This window comes from Rhizobium sp. AC44/96, assembly GCF_001692185.1.
In the GTDB taxonomy this organism is placed as follows: Bacteria; Pseudomonadota; Alphaproteobacteria; order Rhizobiales; family Rhizobiaceae; genus Rhizobium.
Genome location: NZ_LXKO01000025.1, coordinates 33,411 through 52,283, shown reverse-complemented (window position 1 = coordinate 52,283; position 18,873 = coordinate 33,411). Strand labels below are relative to the sequence as shown.

Annotated in this window: 20 protein-coding genes; 8 read left to right on the top strand and 12 right to left on the bottom strand. The window is 59.9% G+C overall.

The annotated features are described in order from the left end of the window. The first annotated feature begins 106 nt into the window (after positions 1-106). Positions 107-478 (top strand): STAS/SEC14 domain-containing protein, encoded by a 372-nt coding sequence (locus tag A6U87_RS17840; RefSeq protein WP_065692636.1) that lies wholly within the window; start codon positions 107-109, stop codon positions 476-478. Between the two features lie 92 nt (positions 479-570). Here A6U87_RS17840 and A6U87_RS17835 read toward each other — a convergent pair whose 3' ends face one another. The 10 genes from A6U87_RS17835 to A6U87_RS17785 form a co-directional block, all read right to left on the bottom strand. Continuing rightward, entirely contained in the window at positions 571-1,005 is a 435-nt protein-coding gene (locus A6U87_RS17835; protein ID WP_065692635.1) for a DUF2721 domain-containing protein, read from the bottom strand. A 180-nt stretch (positions 1,006-1,185) separates the two neighbouring features. Continuing rightward, the gene (locus tag A6U87_RS17830; protein ID WP_244499539.1) at positions 1,186-2,343 is read right to left on the bottom strand and encodes an alpha/beta hydrolase; all 1,158 of its coding nucleotides are present in this window, start codon (positions 2,341-2,343) and stop codon (positions 1,186-1,188) included. A 181-nt stretch (positions 2,344-2,524) separates the two neighbouring features. Further along, entirely contained in the window at positions 2,525-3,313 is a 789-nt protein-coding gene (locus A6U87_RS17825) for a hypothetical protein (protein WP_065692633.1), read from the bottom strand. A 14-nt stretch (positions 3,314-3,327) separates the two neighbouring features. Beyond that, the gene (locus A6U87_RS17820; protein ID WP_065692632.1) at positions 3,328-3,966 is read right to left on the bottom strand and encodes a hypothetical protein; all 639 of its coding nucleotides are present in this window, start codon (positions 3,964-3,966) and stop codon (positions 3,328-3,330) included. A gap of 69 nt (positions 3,967-4,035) precedes the next feature. After that, positions 4,036-5,466, bottom strand: a complete 1,431-nt coding sequence (locus A6U87_RS17815) for a DUF1254 domain-containing protein (protein ID WP_065692968.1) — start codon at positions 5,464-5,466, stop codon at positions 4,036-4,038. A 22-nt stretch (positions 5,467-5,488) separates the two neighbouring features. Further along, positions 5,489-6,058: an OmpA family protein gene (locus A6U87_RS17810; RefSeq protein ID WP_065692967.1), complete on the bottom strand. Its 570-nt coding sequence runs from the start codon at positions 6,056-6,058 to the stop codon at positions 5,489-5,491. Between the two features lie 785 nt (positions 6,059-6,843). Then, positions 6,844-7,203, bottom strand: a complete 360-nt coding sequence (locus A6U87_RS17800; protein WP_275078414.1) for a response regulator transcription factor — start codon at positions 7,201-7,203, stop codon at positions 6,844-6,846. Between the two features lie 132 nt (positions 7,204-7,335). Next, entirely contained in the window at positions 7,336-7,980 is a 645-nt protein-coding gene (locus A6U87_RS17795; RefSeq protein ID WP_065692630.1) for a response regulator transcription factor, read from the bottom strand. Next, positions 7,949-10,081 carry a PAS domain-containing protein gene (locus A6U87_RS17790; RefSeq protein ID WP_141683990.1) on the bottom strand — a complete coding sequence of 711 codons (2,133 nt, stop codon included), beginning with the start codon at positions 10,079-10,081 and terminating at the stop codon, positions 7,949-7,951. Before A6U87_RS17790 ends, A6U87_RS17795 begins: the two co-directional genes overlap by 32 nt. Positions 10,082-10,566: 485 nt before the next feature. Continuing rightward, positions 10,567-10,767 carry a hypothetical protein gene (locus tag A6U87_RS17785; protein ID WP_065692628.1) on the bottom strand — a complete coding sequence of 67 codons (201 nt, stop codon included), beginning with the start codon at positions 10,765-10,767 and terminating at the stop codon, positions 10,567-10,569. A 410-nt stretch (positions 10,768-11,177) separates the two neighbouring features. Here A6U87_RS17785 and A6U87_RS17780 point away from each other — a divergent pair, with 410 nt between their 5' ends. After that, entirely contained in the window at positions 11,178-11,441 is a 264-nt protein-coding gene (locus A6U87_RS17780) for a DUF982 domain-containing protein (protein ID WP_065692627.1), read from the top strand. Positions 11,442-11,585: 144 nt separating this feature from the next. Here the strand turns inward: A6U87_RS17780 and A6U87_RS17775 are convergent, their stop codons facing one another. Continuing rightward, a complete protein-coding gene (locus A6U87_RS17775; RefSeq protein WP_065692626.1) occupies positions 11,586-12,281 on the bottom strand; it encodes a VIT family protein in 696 nt (231 codons plus the stop codon). A gap of 194 nt (positions 12,282-12,475) precedes the next feature. Here A6U87_RS17775 and A6U87_RS17770 point away from each other — a divergent pair, with 194 nt between their 5' ends. Beyond that, positions 12,476-12,853, top strand: coding sequence for an EF-hand domain-containing protein (locus tag A6U87_RS17770; RefSeq protein WP_065692625.1), 378 nt, complete (start codon positions 12,476-12,478; stop codon positions 12,851-12,853). Between the two features lie 159 nt (positions 12,854-13,012). Here the strand turns inward: A6U87_RS17770 and A6U87_RS17765 are convergent, their stop codons facing one another. Continuing rightward, positions 13,013-13,915, bottom strand: a complete 903-nt coding sequence (locus tag A6U87_RS17765; protein WP_198928725.1) for a LysR family transcriptional regulator — start codon at positions 13,913-13,915, stop codon at positions 13,013-13,015. A gap of 109 nt (positions 13,916-14,024) precedes the next feature. Between A6U87_RS17765 and A6U87_RS17760 the strand changes: the two genes are divergently transcribed. From A6U87_RS17760 to A6U87_RS17735, 5 genes are all read left to right on the top strand, one after another. Next, positions 14,025-14,777, top strand: a complete 753-nt coding sequence (locus A6U87_RS17760) for an SDR family NAD(P)-dependent oxidoreductase (protein WP_065692623.1) — start codon at positions 14,025-14,027, stop codon at positions 14,775-14,777. Between the two features lie 343 nt (positions 14,778-15,120). Continuing rightward, positions 15,121-15,957: a metallophosphoesterase gene (locus A6U87_RS17750; protein WP_065692621.1), complete on the top strand. Its 837-nt coding sequence runs from the start codon at positions 15,121-15,123 to the stop codon at positions 15,955-15,957. Further along, complete coding sequence (locus A6U87_RS17745; protein ID WP_065692620.1) at positions 15,954-17,117, top strand: ABC transporter ATP-binding protein; 1,164 nt, start codon at positions 15,954-15,956, stop codon at positions 17,115-17,117. The genes A6U87_RS17750 and A6U87_RS17745 overlap by 4 nt, the downstream gene beginning before the upstream one ends. Next, positions 17,110-18,036 (top strand): carbohydrate ABC transporter permease, encoded by a 927-nt coding sequence (locus A6U87_RS17740; protein ID WP_065692619.1) that lies wholly within the window; start codon positions 17,110-17,112, stop codon positions 18,034-18,036. Before A6U87_RS17745 ends, A6U87_RS17740 begins: the two co-directional genes overlap by 8 nt. Then, positions 18,033-18,872: a carbohydrate ABC transporter permease gene (locus A6U87_RS17735; protein ID WP_065692618.1), complete on the top strand. Its 840-nt coding sequence runs from the start codon at positions 18,033-18,035 to the stop codon at positions 18,870-18,872. The genes A6U87_RS17740 and A6U87_RS17735 overlap by 4 nt, the downstream gene beginning before the upstream one ends. Position 18,873 lies beyond the last annotated feature (1 nt).

Here is an 18,873-nt window from a genome sequence, read left to right as displayed (position 1 = left end):
TCCGCATCCGCGATCGATGATCGCTGCAACACCCGTTTGCCGCTGCGGCGTCTACGCGTGTTTCGCCCGACCGACCGGACCAGTGCTGGAAAAGGAGCGATGGCAAATGATAAGCGTTGAGACAACGAGCAACAACAGCATTCTGATCATCACACCGCAAGGCCCACTCGAGCGGCAGGATTTCGAGACGATCGGGAAGGAATTCGACCAAGCCATTGTGTCGAGCGGCAAGGTGACCGGTCTCATGATCAAGATGAAGTCGTTTCCCGGTTGGGAAAACTTCGAGGCGATTGCCACCCACCTGAGTTTTGTCGCCGGTCATCACCGATTGATAGAACGGATCGCTGTCGCGACCGATAACAGCTTCCTGAAGCTCGTCCCGGGCTTGGCCAGCTATTTTGTTCACCCCAAGATTCAGGTTTTCGACCTCAGCGAAACGGAGCAAGCGATCTCCTGGCTTGAAACGGGAGTTCGGTGAACACTGAAGCATAGCTGAAAACCGGCTCTTCAACAGCCCTCGGACGACCTTCTTCGGTAGCAGCAGGTTGTCACCACATCTTCCGACGTCGCCTAAACATAGAAATCGAGGTCGTGGAGCGCGGCTCGCACTTCCAGCAGCAATGTGACCAGGGAGGCTGCGAAGAACAGGAGCGCGATCGAGAACATGATTGCCGCGCCGTATTCATGCTTGAGGTTGAGAAGGGAGCTGGCAAAAGCCAATATGACAAGCGCGGTCGTGCATATTCCGCTCATCACGGCAAACTCGATCGCCTTGTTGAGCAACCTTGCACGCCGCTTCAATCGTGGAAGAACGATCTGAAGATGGCTGCGGCTCATGTCCCCCTCGGGAAAGGCGCTCAGGACATTGCTGCGATCCGCGATCCGGTTCATGCGTGTGATCAGAACCGAGATGAATGCCGCGACCGCACCCAATAGAAAGGCCGGGGCCGTCGCTTGCGAAATCACGCGAGAGATCTGTTCAGCGGTTGTAACGTCATTCAGCATCACATCTCCTATGTTGAGCCCACCTTGAGAGGTTGAGCACGAGGGTAGCCTCGTGGCTCAGCAGCGCTTGTTTTCCTGGCCTGTTGGGGCCAACGGCGACGTCGCGGACTATCGCCAAGCCGCTTACCAAGGACACTGGGGATGAGTCTTCATCCAAGCGCAAGCCAATGTTGCAGCAGCCTAACGATCGCAGTTCTTCGCTGCTGTCTGGCTGGTGGTTTCACACTTGCTTTTAGCCGTATACGGCTTCGATTCACTGCCTGGCGGGACAAGCGTCTCGGCATAGTGGCTGTAGTTCTGCCGCGTGTTCTGATCGACGATGGCGACCGGAGCAGAGACGATCAAACCAGCAGCGGTCCCGAGGGTCTGCGCAGCGCCAGTCGTCGCCACCACGATATCGTCGCCAAGCACCAGCCTGTTGTCGGTCAAGGTTTGTCCGTCGGACAGGCGCTTGCCGATCAGTTGCACGATCTCCGGCGACTCGGCGAACTTGGTGTGGTGAAGGCTGTCGCCCTCCTTGAGCTTGGTCAGATCGATAACGGTGATCTTGTTCGCTTCCAATTCCTCCCGATAAGGTGACTGATCAGGATTGATCGCTCCCAATCGGGGGACGTTGCCCCAGACGCGGCGGGAGAGAGCGAGCGCGCGGTCGTCGCGGGAGACGAAGAGCGTGAAGTGCGGCCGTTGCTTGCCCATGTCGACGATCTGGGAGCCGAAAACGTCGACATCGACGTCCGGCGACGCCAACATGACGTTCTTGAACTTGGCTGGAAGGCCTCCGTTACGAATGGCCATTTGCCGCAAGGATTCCAACGCCAGCCAATTGCCCATCGAATGGGCCAGGATCGACACTTCCTTCACCTCGGGATCGCGGGCCAGATATTGAAACAGATTCTCTACCGCGTTTCTCGTGTAGTTGGCGCTCTCACGGTCATAGCCGTAGTCCAACAGCTTGCCGCGGGATGGCCATGTCGCGAGCACCGGCACGCTGTGAGCGCCTGAATCATGCACGATCTGCGCGAAACGAAAGACGGCATCGTCAAACTGGTTATTGAAGCCGTGTATGAAGACCAGAACACTGCCGTCCGAGGTTTTGCGGACGTGGTTGCTTAGCCATTGTTCGGCCGCGCGGCGGTCGATTTCATCGGCCTTCAACGTCGCAAAGTCCGTCGCCGGATTTGGCGGCAGCCGTCGCGGCCAGGCGACATCGCCCACTTTTCGCGCCTTGGCCGGCGGAATGGATACAGTTATATCAGCATAGTTCGCCGCGCGAGCGCGCTCGCCGCTGAACATCTCGCCGGGATTAGGTGACTTCGCACGGGTCGTGGCAACAAGCATCTCGACCTGGCTTGCGGAAGCATTGGCTGCTACGGGCTGGAGCACGCCGGTGGGGCGGCTCGCGCAACCGCAGAGCAAGGTCAAGATCACCGCTGCGCTAAGAAAGCCGAGCGAGCATCGAACGACACTGCAGGAACTCTGGAAAAAATTAGCCAAACCCAATCCCCCGTGTGGCTTCGAACTAGAAATGAACGACCAAGCCGAGGATGGGCCCCTGTTGGACGACATCGAATTCGAAACCGTCGTTTTCGAAATCGACGCCGATGGCACGATATCCGACCAAAGCTGAAAAAGTCTCGCTGAATTTGTAGCCTAGGGTTGCAGCAACGTCCCAGTCGAGGTCTGCGCCACCGCCCCCGACAAGACCCCATCCGCTGAGGTAGACATTCGGTGTCAACGAATAGCTTCCCTTGAGGCCGCCGACGGCATCGACCCAGGTGTCGCCGTCGCTCCTCGATCTGCCGTCGAGAATGCCACCCTGCAACGAAATCGTCGTGTCGACCGACCAGATCCGCGCGCCGCCGACAACGTCAAGCTGGCCGGTTGCATCTTCCAGCACCGAATACCCACCGCCAATGAGCCCGCTGAAAACTTCGGTTTCGAGCTTCCCGTCATCAGCCAGAACGCCAAAGGGTGTTGCCTTGCTGCCGGATATCTTCGTGTAGAGAACGTCGCCGAAAATGGAATATCGGTCGTAGCGAGCCTCTCCTATGGCCATGGCGCCAAAGTCGAGATGGTCCCAGATTTCACTGAAAGAGGTATCCACGTGAACCGCCGGCAGGCCGAACTGGGCAACGTCACCGGATAGCCCCGCGCCCCAGAAATAGGGTGCGAAGACAAGGGTCCAGCCACTCTCAGTTTCGATCTTCTTGGCGTCAGGAGTGACCGAGCGGGCCATATCGGCGGCGAGTGCGGCGCTGTTGAGCAACATCGCCGCACTCAATGACATCGTCCATAATTTCAACCGCATTGAAGTCTCGGGTCCTAGTAGCAGGGCGGATAGGGATAGAAGCCACAGGCAGGCAGGCCGTAGGCCGCCGCCGCTCCCGCTGCTCCGGCATACCATGCTCCCCGAAATGCAGTGCGGCGTGCCACGCCTGCAAAGGACATCGGTGTTCTCGGCATGCCAATGATGTCGATAAAGATCGATGCCGGGCCATCGGCCTTGGAAAGACTGCCCTCCAGCACATCCACCTTGAACGACAGGTTCGTGCCTTCGAGCTTCGGTTCCTTCAGCACGACGACAGCGTCTTCGACGCCTGACGCATCCTTGCTGAGCACCGAGATGGTAGCGTTCGGCGGATCCTTTTCAAAGCTGCCGCCCTGTGCCCATTCTTCCAGCAGGTGTTTGGTCAAGGCATGGCCGGCGGAGCGAACCGGCCGATCGGCGAACAGGATCGAGTTGCCGGAAATGCTCGTCAGGGTGAGAGTATCGCCCCTCAATGTCGCACCGCCGGAATTCATCACGATCAGCGAGGGGACCAGCTCGGTCTTCTGATTGCTCGGCGCGCCGATGGACTTCGCGGCAGGAGCCGAAATCGCGTCCTGTGCCAGCGCGGCGCCCGCGTACAGGGCAAGGCCCGCCAGGGCCGCAATCGTCAATGCAGTTCTTTTGAAGGTCATGGGTATTTCTCCTTCGAATGGTGAGAACGAGCCGGCCCGTCGTCCCGGTTGGACGACGGGCCGGGTGCACTAGCTGCGCACTTCGACGGGCGGGATCGTCCAGGTCGCATCGATGATCGAAGGGTCGTTCTCGTTCGGCCAATACATTCTGAGCATCAGGAGGAACTTGCCGGCCGGTGCAGGCAGCCAGTTCGACTCCTTGCCTGCACCCGGAGACTCGTGCTGCAGGAAAAGGTCCAACGACCCATCGGCGTTGTACTTCAGGTCCTGTCGAGGGCTGATGGAGTAGCGATTGATGGGGTTTGCGACGAAGAAGTAGTTCTCGTCATACATGGTGATCGACCAAAAGCCGGAGACCGGGGGCGCCTTGCCCTTGTCGAAGTGGATGACGTAATTCTTCCGGCCATCATAGGCTCGCTCGTGGGCATCCTTTTGGGATGTCGGATAGACCGCGTCCTGGGGGCGATTGGCGCCGAGACCAATCGCCGTGACGAGAGCCCGCATGAGATAGTCGGTGCCGTAAAGCCCGGTCTTGGTCGTAAATGCCCAGCCATTCATATTCTTAACCTGGCTGTTGACCTTGAACTGCAGCATGATCCGATCGAACCCGACCGTCGGGATCCGCTTCTGGAAGTCAGCCTTCAGCTTGCTGGCGTCAAAATCCTTGCCCGCGACCAATCCTATGCGCTCAAACCGTTCCAGTGCTGGCGCATCTGCGTCTGATGGCGGGTTGGTTTTCATGAGCTCAGCAAGCAGCGTGAAATACTCGACCGCAGTCAGACGGTTCACCTGGTCGCGCACAGCCGTTTTCATATCGATCGACGGATCCACCTTGCCGGCAGGAGGCGTGTAGTCTTTGCCATAGGCGCTGAGCGGGACCAGCTTGAACTCGTCCTGCAGCTTGTGGACCTCGGCGTAGTCCTCGGGGGTTCCCGTGCAGTAAATTCGGCCGAGCAGCCAGACGATGTTGGTCGGGGACTCGTATTTCGTGACGCCGTCCGGAAGCTTGCCACTCCAGCCGGGGGCCGTGATCGCATATGTCTGCGCCGCCGTCCCCGTCGTCCGCTTGCCCGGCACCTGAAAGACGTTTGTCCAGCCATCGAGCATCGGCAGCAGGAAATACCGGCCGTTCATATCAGGCACGCTGAGCACGTAGGGCTCCTTGCCGACATCAAGCCAGGAGGTCGTGTAAAGCGTATCAGCGTTCGGTGCGGTGACATCCTTGAAGGACGAGTCCGGATACTGCCGCAGCTTGATGATATGCCCCATTGGGCCACGGGTGCCCTTGAGCTCGGCCACGTTGGTCATGACGCGGCGCGTCATCTCCATGGTCACTAACGGGTAGCCATAGATGTAGGCATCGGTGGCAATCCAGAAATCCTCGAGGTCCGCACCGAGCTGCAATCCTCCTTCGCCGAACTCGGCATAGGCAGGAGAGATTGCGGTTCCAGCGAGAAGGCTGAGGCCAGCGAAAGTCAGGGTTCGACGGGTGATATTCATCATGAGCTCCTTCCAGACAGCGCTACTTGAGCAATCCGACGTTGATCAGCTGGACCCTCCGATTTGCGGCGGCCTTCGGATCGGCGACGTTCAATGGCATTTCCTCACCGACCCCAACCGCGAACAGCCGGTCGGGTGCGACGGCGAATGTCGTACTCAAAGCGTCCCGGATCGCATCGGCGCGGGCCGCGCTGAGTTTGAGATTGTCGTTCGCATCGCCGGTCGAATCGGTGTGACCGACGATCAAAATCTTGTGGCCGAGCAATCGCGGATCATGGAGCGCATCAGCGATCGCGCCGACATTTCGATACGACTCCGGTGCGATCGCCACCGAGTTGAGTTCAAACTCGATATCGACGTTGATCTGCGGCATCGCCGCGAGCCGGTGCCACGTCGGCAGCGCATCGCTTCCCTTGCCGACATTTGCAGCGACCTCCTCGACAAGCAGCGCCGCCTCGATCGATGGCGCTCCCTCGGACACTTGGCCGAGGGTCGCGATCAGCTGCTGGTTGGTGAACGTTTCTGCGTTCGCAGCACTCGCTGCGACCAAACCAACCAATGTGAGCGTGAACCGAAATTCTGAAATCCGCATTTGCCCCTCCCAGCCAAGGTTATCGCCAACGGCATCCGTTATGATCTGGCTACACTTCTTGCCGACGACTTCTGTCGCCCTGGCCAGACAATTGACAAGGTTCGCCTCACCGGGTGCCACGTCGTGGCAGACCCGCGCGGCATCCTCGCGGCAAATCTTGGTAACGCTGGCCTGTGCCTCCAGACGCTGCTGGATCGAATTCGTCACCTCACCGAGCGTCGTGGTGCAGGTCGGGGAAACCTCGGCCTCATGCTGCTGCAGGCATTGTTGAATGCTGTTGTTGGCGAGGTTCACGCCCTTGCAGTGCTTCTTGATGTCGGTGCTACAGGCCTGAGCGAGCGTCGATACGGCATCTGCAAAGCTGATCGTCTCCGCGCGGACCACACTGGCGGCAACCAACGTCGCGAAAAGCGCGCAACTGAGAATGCGAGATCGTTTCTGCATGCGCTTCCCCTCAACAATTTCTCGGTATTCTGCGACTTGCTCAGTTGCCTCAATGAGAAGGCGAGTACGGTAGGCGCCGCAGGATGGACGTCGATGCCAGTCAGACGCCCGCTTGGTGCTGACCCCAACGTTAGGTTGCTTAAAACGAGGCCAAAAATCACCTCGTAATATTACGAGTTCCCGGGTTGAAAATTTACGAGGTGAGCGCTCGCCTCATCGGTCAAAGCCTTCTCGAAGGCCCGCCCTCGGAGGTTGAGCCGTCCACAACCTCACGATTTCTATTGATAATTCTTGTCTCAACACTCGTGTTGCTGCGGTGGAACTCACTGTTCAAGTGCTCGTCACCGCTCAGCAGTACCGATGAGCGCCGCATCCAGCGCGGGGATGAGGTCTGTTGCAATCGCTCGTTTGAGTACGAACGCATCCGCTCCCGCCCGCAAGACTGCGCTGCGGACACTCGGCTCGTCGTGAACGCTGATAGCGATCAGCTTGAGATCGCAAAACTGTTTGCGCAGGCGGCTGATGATGTTCGAGCCGTTGCCATGCGAAATCGATATGTCCACAACGGCAAGCTCCACGCGCATACGGTCGATGGTCGTAAACAACGACGGCTCGTCCGCGACCATCACGACAACGGCAAACGTCGTCTCCAATAGACCGCGAATGCCGTCGCTCAAGGCCAGGTGGCGGTCGGCTAGCAGAGCGCAGCGAGGTGACTGGCTAATCGTACCCTCCCTTAGGCGGACAGCCTAAAAAATCGGTTGAGGGAACTGAAATGTCACCTCGCAAAAATACGGGTTCTCAGCCCGAAAATTTACGGGGGCCTCAAGCGTTCAGACCGTGACGATGCCGTTCTTGATCGCGAAGTGGAGGAGCTCGGCGCTGTTGCGCAGACGGTGTGTGTCCATCATCTGGTATTTATGGAATTCCACGGTCCTCGGTGATATCGACAGCGCCGCCGCAATCTCCTTGGCGGAGCGTCCCTCGGTCAGCAATTGCAGTATTTCGCGCTGGCGCTGGGTGAGAACCGCGTGGCCGGGCTCGGCATCATGCTTGGGGTCGCGCTCGATATCCGTCAGCACTTCCGCGGTCATTGAGGGGGCTATAAAGGTCTTCCCCTTGGATGCGGCGTGAATGGCCATCACCAGTTCGGCCGGAGCCGCGTGCTTCACCACAAAAGCGGAGGCGCCGGCTTCGATCGCGCGACGCGCGTAAGCCGCCGTCTGGTGCATCGTCAGGATGACGATCTTGACGGCCGGGTTGTCGCGCTTCAGGTGGTAGATAGCCTCGATGCCGTTGAGGTTGGGCATTGAAATATCGGTGACCACGACGTCGGGCTTGAGCCTCCTTGCGGTATCCACGAGCGTACGGCCGTCTTCCACCACGCCAATCAGCTCGAAATCGTCGGCAAGAATACGCTTCAGGCCCTCGGCGATCATTACGTGGTCATCTGCCAGCAGCAACCGTAGCCGTTCCATCGTCCTTCTCCTGCAGTGGAACCGACGCGAACACGGTGGTCCCGGTTCCCGTGGCGCTTTCGATCTCGATTGTCCCGCCAACCAATCTGGCGCGCTGTCGCATGCTGGCAAGACCGAGGCTCGCCTTCCCCGTCACAGCCAGGGAGTTGTAACCTTTGCCATTGTCCTGGATAGTCAGGTTCAACTTGTCACCCTTCCGGACCAGAGATACCCGTACTCGGCTGGCGTCTGCATGACGGCCGACGTTGCGGAGCGCCTCCTGGGCGATACGGAACAGGCACAAGGCGATATCCGGCGATATGTTCGTGGTGGAATTCTCGGTATCCAGATGGATGATCGTCCGCTCCAAGGCGGCAAAACGATCACACTCGGCCCGCAATGCTTCTTCCAGTCCAAGGTCTTCGAGGATCGATGGATGAAGTCGATAGGACAGCGAATGCACATCCTCGCTCAGCCGAACCAACTCTTCGCGCATCTCGTACATCGCGGCACTATCGGCGGGGCTATCCGCACTTCGCTCAGCGCGGCCGGCATTGATGGCGAGGACCGCCAGCCTCTGCGTGACATCGTCGTGCAGCTCCCGCGCAAGCCGCGCCCGCTCATCTTCGTGAGCATGAATGAGCCGGCCGCTCAGTTCCCTCGCCTCCTCCTCCGCTGCCTGCCGGCCGGTGATGTCGACAGCCACGCCGCGCATGCGGCTGGGCTTGCCGTCGGTATCGAATTCCACTCGTCCGCGTGAGGAGACCCAACGAAGGCCGCGGCCCGGCACAGTGAGGCGAAACCGCGGCTCAAACTCCCCTCTCTGGGTAAGCGCCTCGCCAACGGCGCGCCAGAACGGCCTGCGATCATCGGGATGGACTACTTTGACCAAGTGCTCGAACGTCGTCCCCTCGACGCCGAGGCCGAACAGTTGTCGCCCACTCTCCGACACCCAGATGTCGTTCTTTTGGATGTCCCAGACCCATAGGCCAACGTCGGCGGCAATCGCGGCCGTGCTCAGACGCTCCTCGCTTACACTCAACTCTTGCTTGGTCCGTCTCAATCGCCTGCGGTGTTCGAGCAGCGCAACGACAAAGATCGTTTCGATCAGCAGAAGAGCCAAAACACCGAGGATTTGCCATCGATAGGTTTCGTAGAAGGTCGGCTCCCTGAACAGCGCGACGCTGCCTGCTGGCAGACGACTTTCGGGTATTCCCCACCGAGCGAGCTCCCGCTCATCGAAGGTCGGCGCGCTGGGGCGGCGCGGAGGTATGTGGATATCGGCTGGCGCATCGCCGGCCAGCATTCGCAAGGAGGCATTGGCGGCGTCGCTGGCAAGATCGTCAATTGCCAACAGAGGCCCACCAACGATGCCCTTGCCGAGTTGACTGTCAAACAGGCCGAACAATGGTGCACTGGCGGCCTCATGCAATCGGGCGATTACCCGATCCTCTTCATAAGGTATCCCTGCTGCATCGACGACCATCAGGCCCGACAGGACAGCCGTGCTGGGCGGCAACGCCGCAACGCGGGAAACGATCTGGTCGAACGACATCGAGCTGGAAAATTCGAAGGCAACCCGATCCTGAAAGGGCTTGAAAGCGGCCTCGGCTTCCTGTGCCCAGAACCGTTCAAGCGGAGAGCTGCCGATCACGACAAAGATCTTTTTCGTCTCGGGTCGCACCTGCAGTATGTTTTCGACCATTGCCGGCAGGTCGAGACTGACCGTGACCGCAGCGTCATTGGCGGTCAGAGAGCTAGCCTTCAGCACGCGCTCGTCCAGAGCCGTGAAAAGGGTGGGGGTCGAGGGGAACAATTCGCTGCGGTGAGCCTGGGCAAATCGCGTGGCAGCGCCCCCGATAGCGACAACAAGCTTTGGCGGCCGCGCCCTTACCAGAGCGGTGAGGTAGTCCACGAACGGGTCGTTCTGCTGGTCGACAGAAAAGCGCGCGGTTTCAAGCGATGCCTCATAGATGTCGATCGGCTTTGGGGAGCGGCTAATGAGATCAACGCGAAAGGCGCTCGAGAAGGCGTTGAACGGGGAAAACCGCGCGCCGAACGAATGCAGCAACAGCACCCGTTGCGGCTCTTCAGCTCCCCCAACACCCTTGGTAAGGCACAACAGCGGCACCAACCAGAAAAGGCGGCGAGACGTCCTCCAAATCTTCCCTTTATCTATTATGATCCCTGCGCCGACACGATGTGTGCCCCCCCTCACGGCGAAAAAGGCCTCCGACAGATCGCCAGTCCATCGGCACCCCCTTATAAACTAACATTAGCGCGTGCGAGCGCAACCGGCTAAATGCACGTCAAAATGGAGACTAAGATCGCAAGCCGCACTGTCGCCGCGCCATGGCCTTCACCTCGATCGTAGTAATTGCCGGATGCGTCTGGCGACCGATCGCCTTGGCGTTGGACCAATGGATCGCGGGGTCAACCACCACACCGCTGTGCCCCGCTCCCGTCGAGCGCAATTCGCCTCATCGCTCAACTTAGCCGAGGAAAACTAGCATCCCATCCCAGTGCGGGCCCGTGGTATCCCGTAACATCTCTAGTACGAGGATCACACCGAAGTGCGTCCCTCCACTCATTTCCGGCACGAGGGAATCAGTTGGAAAGCACCAGCCTCCCGGAGGTGGTAGCAGTGATATGCTCAGCAATTGCACGCCTGATGTCTGTCACCGTATCGAACACACGATTATCGAGGTCGATGACGTGGAACCGGACAGCGATGAACCGCAGACGGTTATCGACCGGAACAGCGATCCCGACTTCCTGACCATTAAAGATGACAGCTTGCTTGCGCATGCCAAACCTCCGCCCCGCACAACCGTGCGCACTATTAGCAACAATGAATGAAAGATTTGCGACGCCCTCAGGGGCTTGCAAGCCGGTATCGGATCCGCCCGGCGCAACACATCCGCTCCGCCACCATGGAGGCGGGCAGTCGAAAAGATTGGCTCATCGTCCCTCCCTCCAGGCATCACCAACCAGATGCAATCCGAAGATATATGCAGGGTGAAGTACACCACCGCCTTAGGCAAAAACCTAGCCCAGATGAACGCCTCAAGCAACTGATTTTCCGATGATTTTAGAACATCTAATTATATGACAATTACCGCAATTGCGAACAGGATTTGATGTACGTTCATCCGAAGCCTCCGCGGAACGGAACTTGCAAGGTTAGCAATCTGTGAACCGATCGAGGTGCAGTTGTAGTGAATTGGGACAGAAATGAAGACTTCCTGCCATTGTTGCTGGTGATGGGTGGACGAGATAAATACAGGCATATCGGATCACTGCGCGATGTCGCAGAAGCGCTAATCATCGCGTGGCCCTCGGATGACGGTGAGGAATACATGGGTGCCATCAAGGCTTGCCTGGAAGCAATTCACGGTAGGGTCCCGGCGAAGGAAGCGCGCGTCGCCCTCATCCGAGCCGCCGAGGAAGCTGGCATCCCGGTGATCACCGTCGTCCACTAAAGGCGAAAGGCACCATCCAAGAGCCCCGTGTCCGCGCGCTGTGCTGGGCTCCGAACCTAGCGTCACTTATGCCTGATTAGCCGGGTGCCATCATTCGTAATGCACGCGGAGCAACTGATGCCCGGCCTACGGGAGAAGTCCACGCTACACTGCCCTACCGACCAGCGTTCCGATTCCAGCGGTCAGCGCCATGGCAAAGGCGCCCCAGAAAGTGACGCGTACGGTGGCTTTCAGGACGTTGGCTCCACCTGCCTTTGCTCCCACGGCGCCGAGCACTGCGAGAAACAGTAGCGAAGCGATCGAAACCGCCGTCACGAGGCTGGACGCAGGTGCAATCAAGACCATCCCAAGCGGCATCGCTGCGCCGACTGCAAATGTAAGGGCAGACGTAAGGGCGGCGACCACCGGTCGTGCCGTCGTGATTTCCGATATGCCGAGTTCATCTCTTGCGTGGGCTTCTAGCGCATCTTTTTCCATCAATTGGTCCGCAACGCGCCGGGCCAACTCGATCTCGACACCACGCTTGACGTAAAGCTGTGCCAGTTCCTCGCGCTCTGCCTCTGGCTGGGTCGCCAGTTCCTGCCGCTCGCGGGCGAGATCCGCCTGCTCCGTATCCGATTGGGAACTGACCGAAACATATTCGCCGGCCGCCATCGACATGGCACCTGCCACCATCCCCGCGATGCCGGCGATCAGGACGTCGGAACTCGCTGCCGAGGACGAGGCAACCCCTACGATCAGGCTCGCCGTCGAAACGATCCCATCATTGGCGCCGAGAACAGCCGCACGCAGCCAGCCTATGCGGGAGACGAGGTGATTTTCACGGTGCAATCGGCTCATGGTTTCCTCTTGTTGACCGCGGCTGCGGTCTGCTCGGGTGGCGATCAGACGCCACAGCCTGCTGTCTCTCCAAACATATTAGATGCTTACCCCGGTCCGCAATTTGATCCAGCACAACGTTGCAACACCGGATTTACCCTATTGATCAAAGCGGCCCCCATTTGTGGAGCAAGACCTCAAAGAGGAGACACAAAATGCGCACCTTCAAGCTGGCGACTATCGCCTTCCTTGCCCTTGCCGGCACAATCGGGATCGCCTCCGCCCAGACAAATGGTCCGGACGTTGCGCAGTCGGGTGATCAGTCTCATTCCGATCCATCGAAGATGATGCCCGGCATGATGGATCGCGGAACCATGATGCAGCCCTGGATGACCGAGGACATGCCCGCTATGGGACCCATGCGCGGTCACATGATGAAGATCATGTTCGCCATCGCGGATACCGATGGGGACGGCGCGATTTCTTTCGATGAGATGGTTGCGATCCACAAGCGGATCTTCACTGCGGTCGATACCAACCATGACGGCAAGATCACACCCGACGAACTGCGGGCGTTCATGCAAGACAGGTGAGCGCAGATTCACCTAGTCAGAGTGGTGTTTCGGCCCGTGAACAGCGGCGATGTCATACCATTGATCCGGTCGCGCCGATGCAGGAAATCGATACTGAAACACTGAAGCGCATAGCGAAGACGACTACGGCCGCACCGTGTTCGTCATGACAAGACATATTCAGTGCCCCAACGCATCCTTTGGAAAACCTGCGGCGATGCTGTCGATGAATTTGCGGACGCCGGGCGGCAGGCCGTGGCGAGTCGTGAACACGAGATGCACGAGCCCCTGCATGCCGCTCCACCCAGGAAGAACCCGTACGAGCTTGCCTTCATCAAGCGCCTCGCGACACGTGTGGTCTGGAAGCAGTGCGATGCCGAGGCCCGCCACGGCAGCGGCGCGAACAGCCGTAAAGTCCGCGCAACCCATCCGTGGCATATGGCTCAGAATATGCCGTCGGCCATCATTCGTTTCGAGATGCCAGTCCACGTCACCTTGATCGTCGCTAGTCGAAAGAGTCGGATGATTGCCAAGATCTTCAATGCCGGTGACCCGACTGGCAATCTGCGGGCTGGCGACGAGGATACGCACCGAATTTCCCAGCGAGCGCATAGTCAGCGAAGCGTCGCCGTCAAGCGACGTTCGAACCCGGAGTGCGACATCGATCCGCTCCTCGATCAGATCGACGGGGCGGTCGATCGCGACGAGTTGCAAGCGCACTTTCGGATAGCGCTCGAGAAACTGCGTCACCAGTCTGGAGACCAGCTCGACCAGGCCAGTCGGGCAGCTCATCCGGATCAGCCCATGTGGCTCCGAGCGCGCTTCTGCCACCAGCGCTTCGGCCTGCTCCGCCTCCGCGACCATCGCCTTGCAACGTTCGTAGAAGGTCTGCCCGACATCGGTCACTCGAAACCGTCTGCTCGAGCGTTCGATCAGTCGGACGCCAAGCCGGGCCTCGAGACCGGCGATACGACGGCTGAGCTTCGACTTCGGTTCGCGTAGCGCCCGCCCCGCGGCCGCGAACCCGCCATGTGACACCACCTCCGCAAAGTACACCAGGTCGTTCAGGTCAGATCGCATCATCGTTCTCCAGATAGAACGCTAAGTAACATTATTGCCGACTATTTGCACCAGCGTTCTGCTGGCATGTTCCTTCTCAACGGCAAGGGGCCGCAACACAAGGAGCTAAGCAATGACCAAGAAGTTCGAAACCAAAGTAGTGGTTGTCACCGGAGGCACGAGCGGCATTGGGCTTGCCACGGCAAAGGCCTTCTCTGAGGAAGGCGCTTCGGTATTCATCACTGGTCGCCGCAAGGAAGCGCTTGATGCTGCAGTCAGGGAAATCGGCGGACGCGTCACCGGTGTCCAGGGCGACATGAGCAACCTCGTCGACATCGACCGTCTCTACGACGCCGTCCAGCAGAAGCACTCCCATATCGACACCGTCTTCGCCAATGCCGGGGGCGGCGAGTTCGCACCGCTTGGGGCAATCACGGAAGAGCACTACCAGAAGACCTTCGATACCAACGTCAAAGGCGTGCTCTTCACCGTCCAGAAGGCGCTTCCGCTGCTTCGCGACGGCGGCTCCGTCGTCCTGACCTCGTCGACCACCAGCGTCTCGGGAACACCGGCGTTCAGCGTCTATTCCGCGACCAAGGCTGCCGTGCGCAACTTTGCCCGCAACTGGATCCTGGATCTCAAGGATCGCCGTATCCGCGTCAATGTTGTCAGCCCCGGCGTGACGGACACGGCTGGCCTCAACGAACTCTTTGGTGATGGCGACAGCGCCGAAAACACCAAGAACTACCTCGCCGGCCTTATCCCGGCCGGCCGCATCGGCAAGCCGGAAGAGATCGCCAAGGCGGTGCTGTTCCTTGCCTCCGACGAGGCCTCGTTCGTCAACGGCGTCGAGCTGTTCGTCGACGGCGGTCAGGTTCAGATCTGATCAGCTAGTCTTCGACGAGAATGGAGTATGGCAGGCATCGCCATGCTTCTCGATCGACGCGCAGATAGATCTTCGGGAGGGCGACAGCGCCCTCCCCCTGATACGACGAAGCGCTCATGCGGCCGTATGCTTGAGGCAGGAATGAGCGGCCAGTCAGACCCAATCCCTCGGCATCGAGCAAAGGATAGGCTTCGGCGGCGCGTATGTGACGATCCGATGACGCAATTGGAAGGACGGTGGAAACGGTTGTTACCGGCCTGACATTCGGGGGCACTAAAGAGGCGGCAGCTTAGAGCCCGGCGCCGGTTTTCCGGCGGGGCGCATCGAACTGGAGAGCACCGCCGTGAAGATTGTTCAGATCACCGACACCCATTTCAGCCCGTCAAAGCCGCATTTCAACGGCAACTGGCAGCCTCTGAAGGAATGGCTCGAGAAGAGCGGTGCGGACCTGATCGTGCACACTGGCGACCTCTCCGTCGATGGTGCCGACAAAGAGGAAGATCTGCGCTTCTGCATGGATCTGATGCGGCAGGTTTCTATTCCCATGCTGCTCGTGCCGGGCAATCACGACGTCGGGCATCTTCCAGGCTCCCTGCAGCCGGTCGACCAGGGCCGGCTCGGGCGCTGGCGCAGCGCGGTCGGCGCGGACTATTGGGCCGAGGATGTCTCCGACTGGCGGCTGATCGGCATCGACAGCCTGCTCCTCGGCTTCGAGGACGCCGAAGAAGAAGCACAGTTCGAATGGCTGGAAAAGACGCTCGCCGAGCGCTCCGGCCGGCGCGTCGCGATGTTCGCCCACAAGCCGCTTTTCGTCGATGCGCCCGATGAGGGCGACACGGGCTACTGGAGCGTTCGTCCCGCACAACGCCGCAGGCTCTTCGATCTGATCGCGGCCAACGACGTCGCGCTGTTCGCCAGTGGCCACCTGCATTGGGCATGGGCGGGGCGCCACCTCGACACCTCGCTCGTCTGGGGCCCTTCCGCAGCCTTCATTCTCGGTGGCATGGAACGCGACATGCCGGGCGAGAAGCTCATCGGTGCTGTCGTTCACGAGCTCGATCAGGGCGTGACCAGCCAGATCGTCGCCGTTCCCGGCATGGTGGCGCATGTACTCGACGACATCGTTGCCGAGGTCTATCCGCACGAGGCTCACAAGGTGCAGACGGAGCCGGCGCAATGAGCGCGCTCTCCCTCAAGGGCATTGCTAAATCCTACGGCGACAACGCCATCCTCAAGGGTGTCAGCCTGGATGTTCAGCCGGGCGAATTCATCGCGCTCGTCGGCCCCTCGGGCTGCGGCAAGAGCACGCTCCTTCGCATTCTCGCCGGCCTCGACCATGCTGATAACGGCGAGATCAGCATAGACGGCCGCGAAATGTCGGGCGTCGCTGCGGCAGACCGCAACATCGCCATGGTCTTCCAGTCCTACGCGCTCTACCCTCACTTGACAGCGGGTCAGAACATTGCCGTGCCGCTCGCAATGCGCCGGCTGAGCCGAACGCAGCGGTTTCCGTTCGTCGGGCCGCTCATGCCCGGCCACCGCGCGATCCGTTCGGGCATCGCCCGCGATGTGCAGGAAACGGCAAAAGCGCTGAAGATCGATCATTTGCTCGATCGCAAACCGGCGCAAATGTCAGGCGGCCAGCGCCAGCGTGTCGCGTTGGCCCGCGCAATGGTGCGCCACCCGAGCGTCTTTCTGATGGACGAACCACTCTCCAACCTCGATGCCAATCTGCGTGTCCACGCCCGCGGCGAGATCGTGGAGCTTCACCGCCGCGCCGGCGTGCCGACCGTTTATGTGACGCACGATCAGGCAGAGGCGCTTTCGATGGCCGATCGCGTTGCGGTCATGATCGGCGGAGAATTGCTGCAACTTGCAGCACCGCAGACGATCTACGACGATCCGGCCCATGTCGAGGTGGCCCGCTTCGTCGGCCAGCCGCGTATCAACCTGCTTCCGGCTCGCGTCGAGAACGGCACGGTCGCTTTCGGCGATATCAGGCTGGCACTCGAGGACAGAGGTTTCGCCGGCTCTGAGGTGACGCTCGGCATTCGTCCGGAATTCGTACAGCTTGCAGACGATCGGCAGGGAGCGTTGTCGTCGCGGATCGAACGCATGGAGTTTCTCGGCTCCGAAGTCCTCCTCTTTTGCCGCCTGGATGCAATCGGGGAAGCAATCGTCGCCAAGCTCGCACCGGCCGAAGCCGCAGGTCTTTCAACCGGCATGCAGATCGGCCTTTCGCTCGCCTCGGACAAGGCACTGGTCTTCGCCGAAGATGGCCGCCGGCTGCGCACACTGCCGTTGACGGTCGATGCTTCCCGGGAGAAAGCCCATGGCTAGCATCGCCATCAGTCACGCGGGTTCGATGTCGGCCGCTGTCCGTCACGAGCGCAGCGAGGCGCGCGTCGCCTGGTTGCTCGCAGCGCCGGCGATCGTGCTCCTTGTCCTGTTCGTGCTCCTTCCCGTCGTGGCCGTGCTGATCCTGGGCTTTACGGACTTCGAACTCGGCGTCGGCAACATCCGCTTCGTCGGCTTCGAAAACTATGCCCATCTCTTCAGCGACCGCATCTTCCGCAAGGCGCTCTGGAACACGACGCTCTACACGGCGATCGTCGCGCCTGTTTCGATCCTGCTCGGCCTTGGCGTCGCGATGCTGATTGAAAGCGAAGGCTGGGGGAAGAGCTTCTTCCGTACCGCCTATTTCCTGCCGGTCGTTTCCCTGATCGTCGCGATGGCAACGGTCTGGCAGTATCTGTTTCACCCGACCATCGGTCCGATCAACGCGTTGGCCGGCCTCGTCGGCCTCCCCAAGCTTAACTGGCTCGGGAGTTCATCGACCGCGCTCTACAGCCTTGCCATCATCGGCATCTGGCAGTCCGTCGGCTTCAACATGGTGCTGTTTCTTGCCGGACTGACGGCAATCCCGCGGGAACTCTATGCCGCAGCCGAGATCGACGGCGCGAAATCGTCGCTTGATCGCTTCCGGCTCGTAACCTGGCCGATGCTCGGGCCGACGACGCTTTTCGTCGTCATCATCAGCATCACCAATGCCGTGAAGACTTTCGAGACCGTGAAGACATTGACGGATGGCGGTCCGAACCATGCCTCGGAAGTGCTGCTCTTCACCATCTACCAGGAAGGCTTCGTGTACATGAAGGTCGGCTATGCCTCCGCCATGACCATGGTCTTCCTCGCCATCCTCGTCGTGCTGATGTTCCTTCAGTACCGTATCCTCGACCGGCGGGTGCACTACACATGAGAACACAGTCTCGTCTGACGCCCGGTCGCGTGTTGCGCCTGGCGCTCCTGATCCTCGGCGCCATCGTCTTTTTGGCCCCCTACATCTTCATGATCTCCACGGCCGGAAAGGCGCAGGACGATATATTCACCGCGGCCCTGTCGCTGATCCCGCAGCAGTTCCGCTACCTGGAGAATTTCAGCAAGGCGCTCGAGAAGGTCGATATGGGCCGGCTCCTGTGGAACGGCGTTCTCGTCTGCGCGCTGATCTTCTTCTTTCAGGTGGTCGTCGCCATTCCGTGTGCCTACGCCATGGCCAAGCTGCGTTTCCGCGCCGCGCGCACCATGATGGCGCTCGTCATGCTGGGGCTGCTTGTGCCGATCCACGCCACGGCGCTGCCGCTCTATGTCGGCTTCGACAAGCTCTCGCTGCTCAACAGCTATACCGCGCTGGTCGCGCCGTTCACGATTTCGGTTTTCGCGATCTTCCTGTTCCTGCAGTTCTTCCGCGCCATGCCTGACGATCTCATCAATGCCGCGCGGCTCGATGGCATGTCGGAACTCGGCATCATCTCCCGCGTGATCGTGCCGAACGCGTGGCCGGCGGTCACCGCATTCGCGATCTTCTCGGTCGTCGCGCATTGGAACGATCTCTATTGGCCGCTGATCGTGATCAGCAAGCCGCAATACGCCACGCCGCCGCTTGGTCTCATGAACTTCCGCGCCGCGGAAGCCGGTGACGACTACGGGGCGCTGATGGCGGCCACCATCATCATCACCATCCCTCTCGTCGCAGCCTACCTGTTCGCCCAGAAGCGCTTCGTCGAAGGCATAACCATGACCGGTCTCAAAGGCTGAC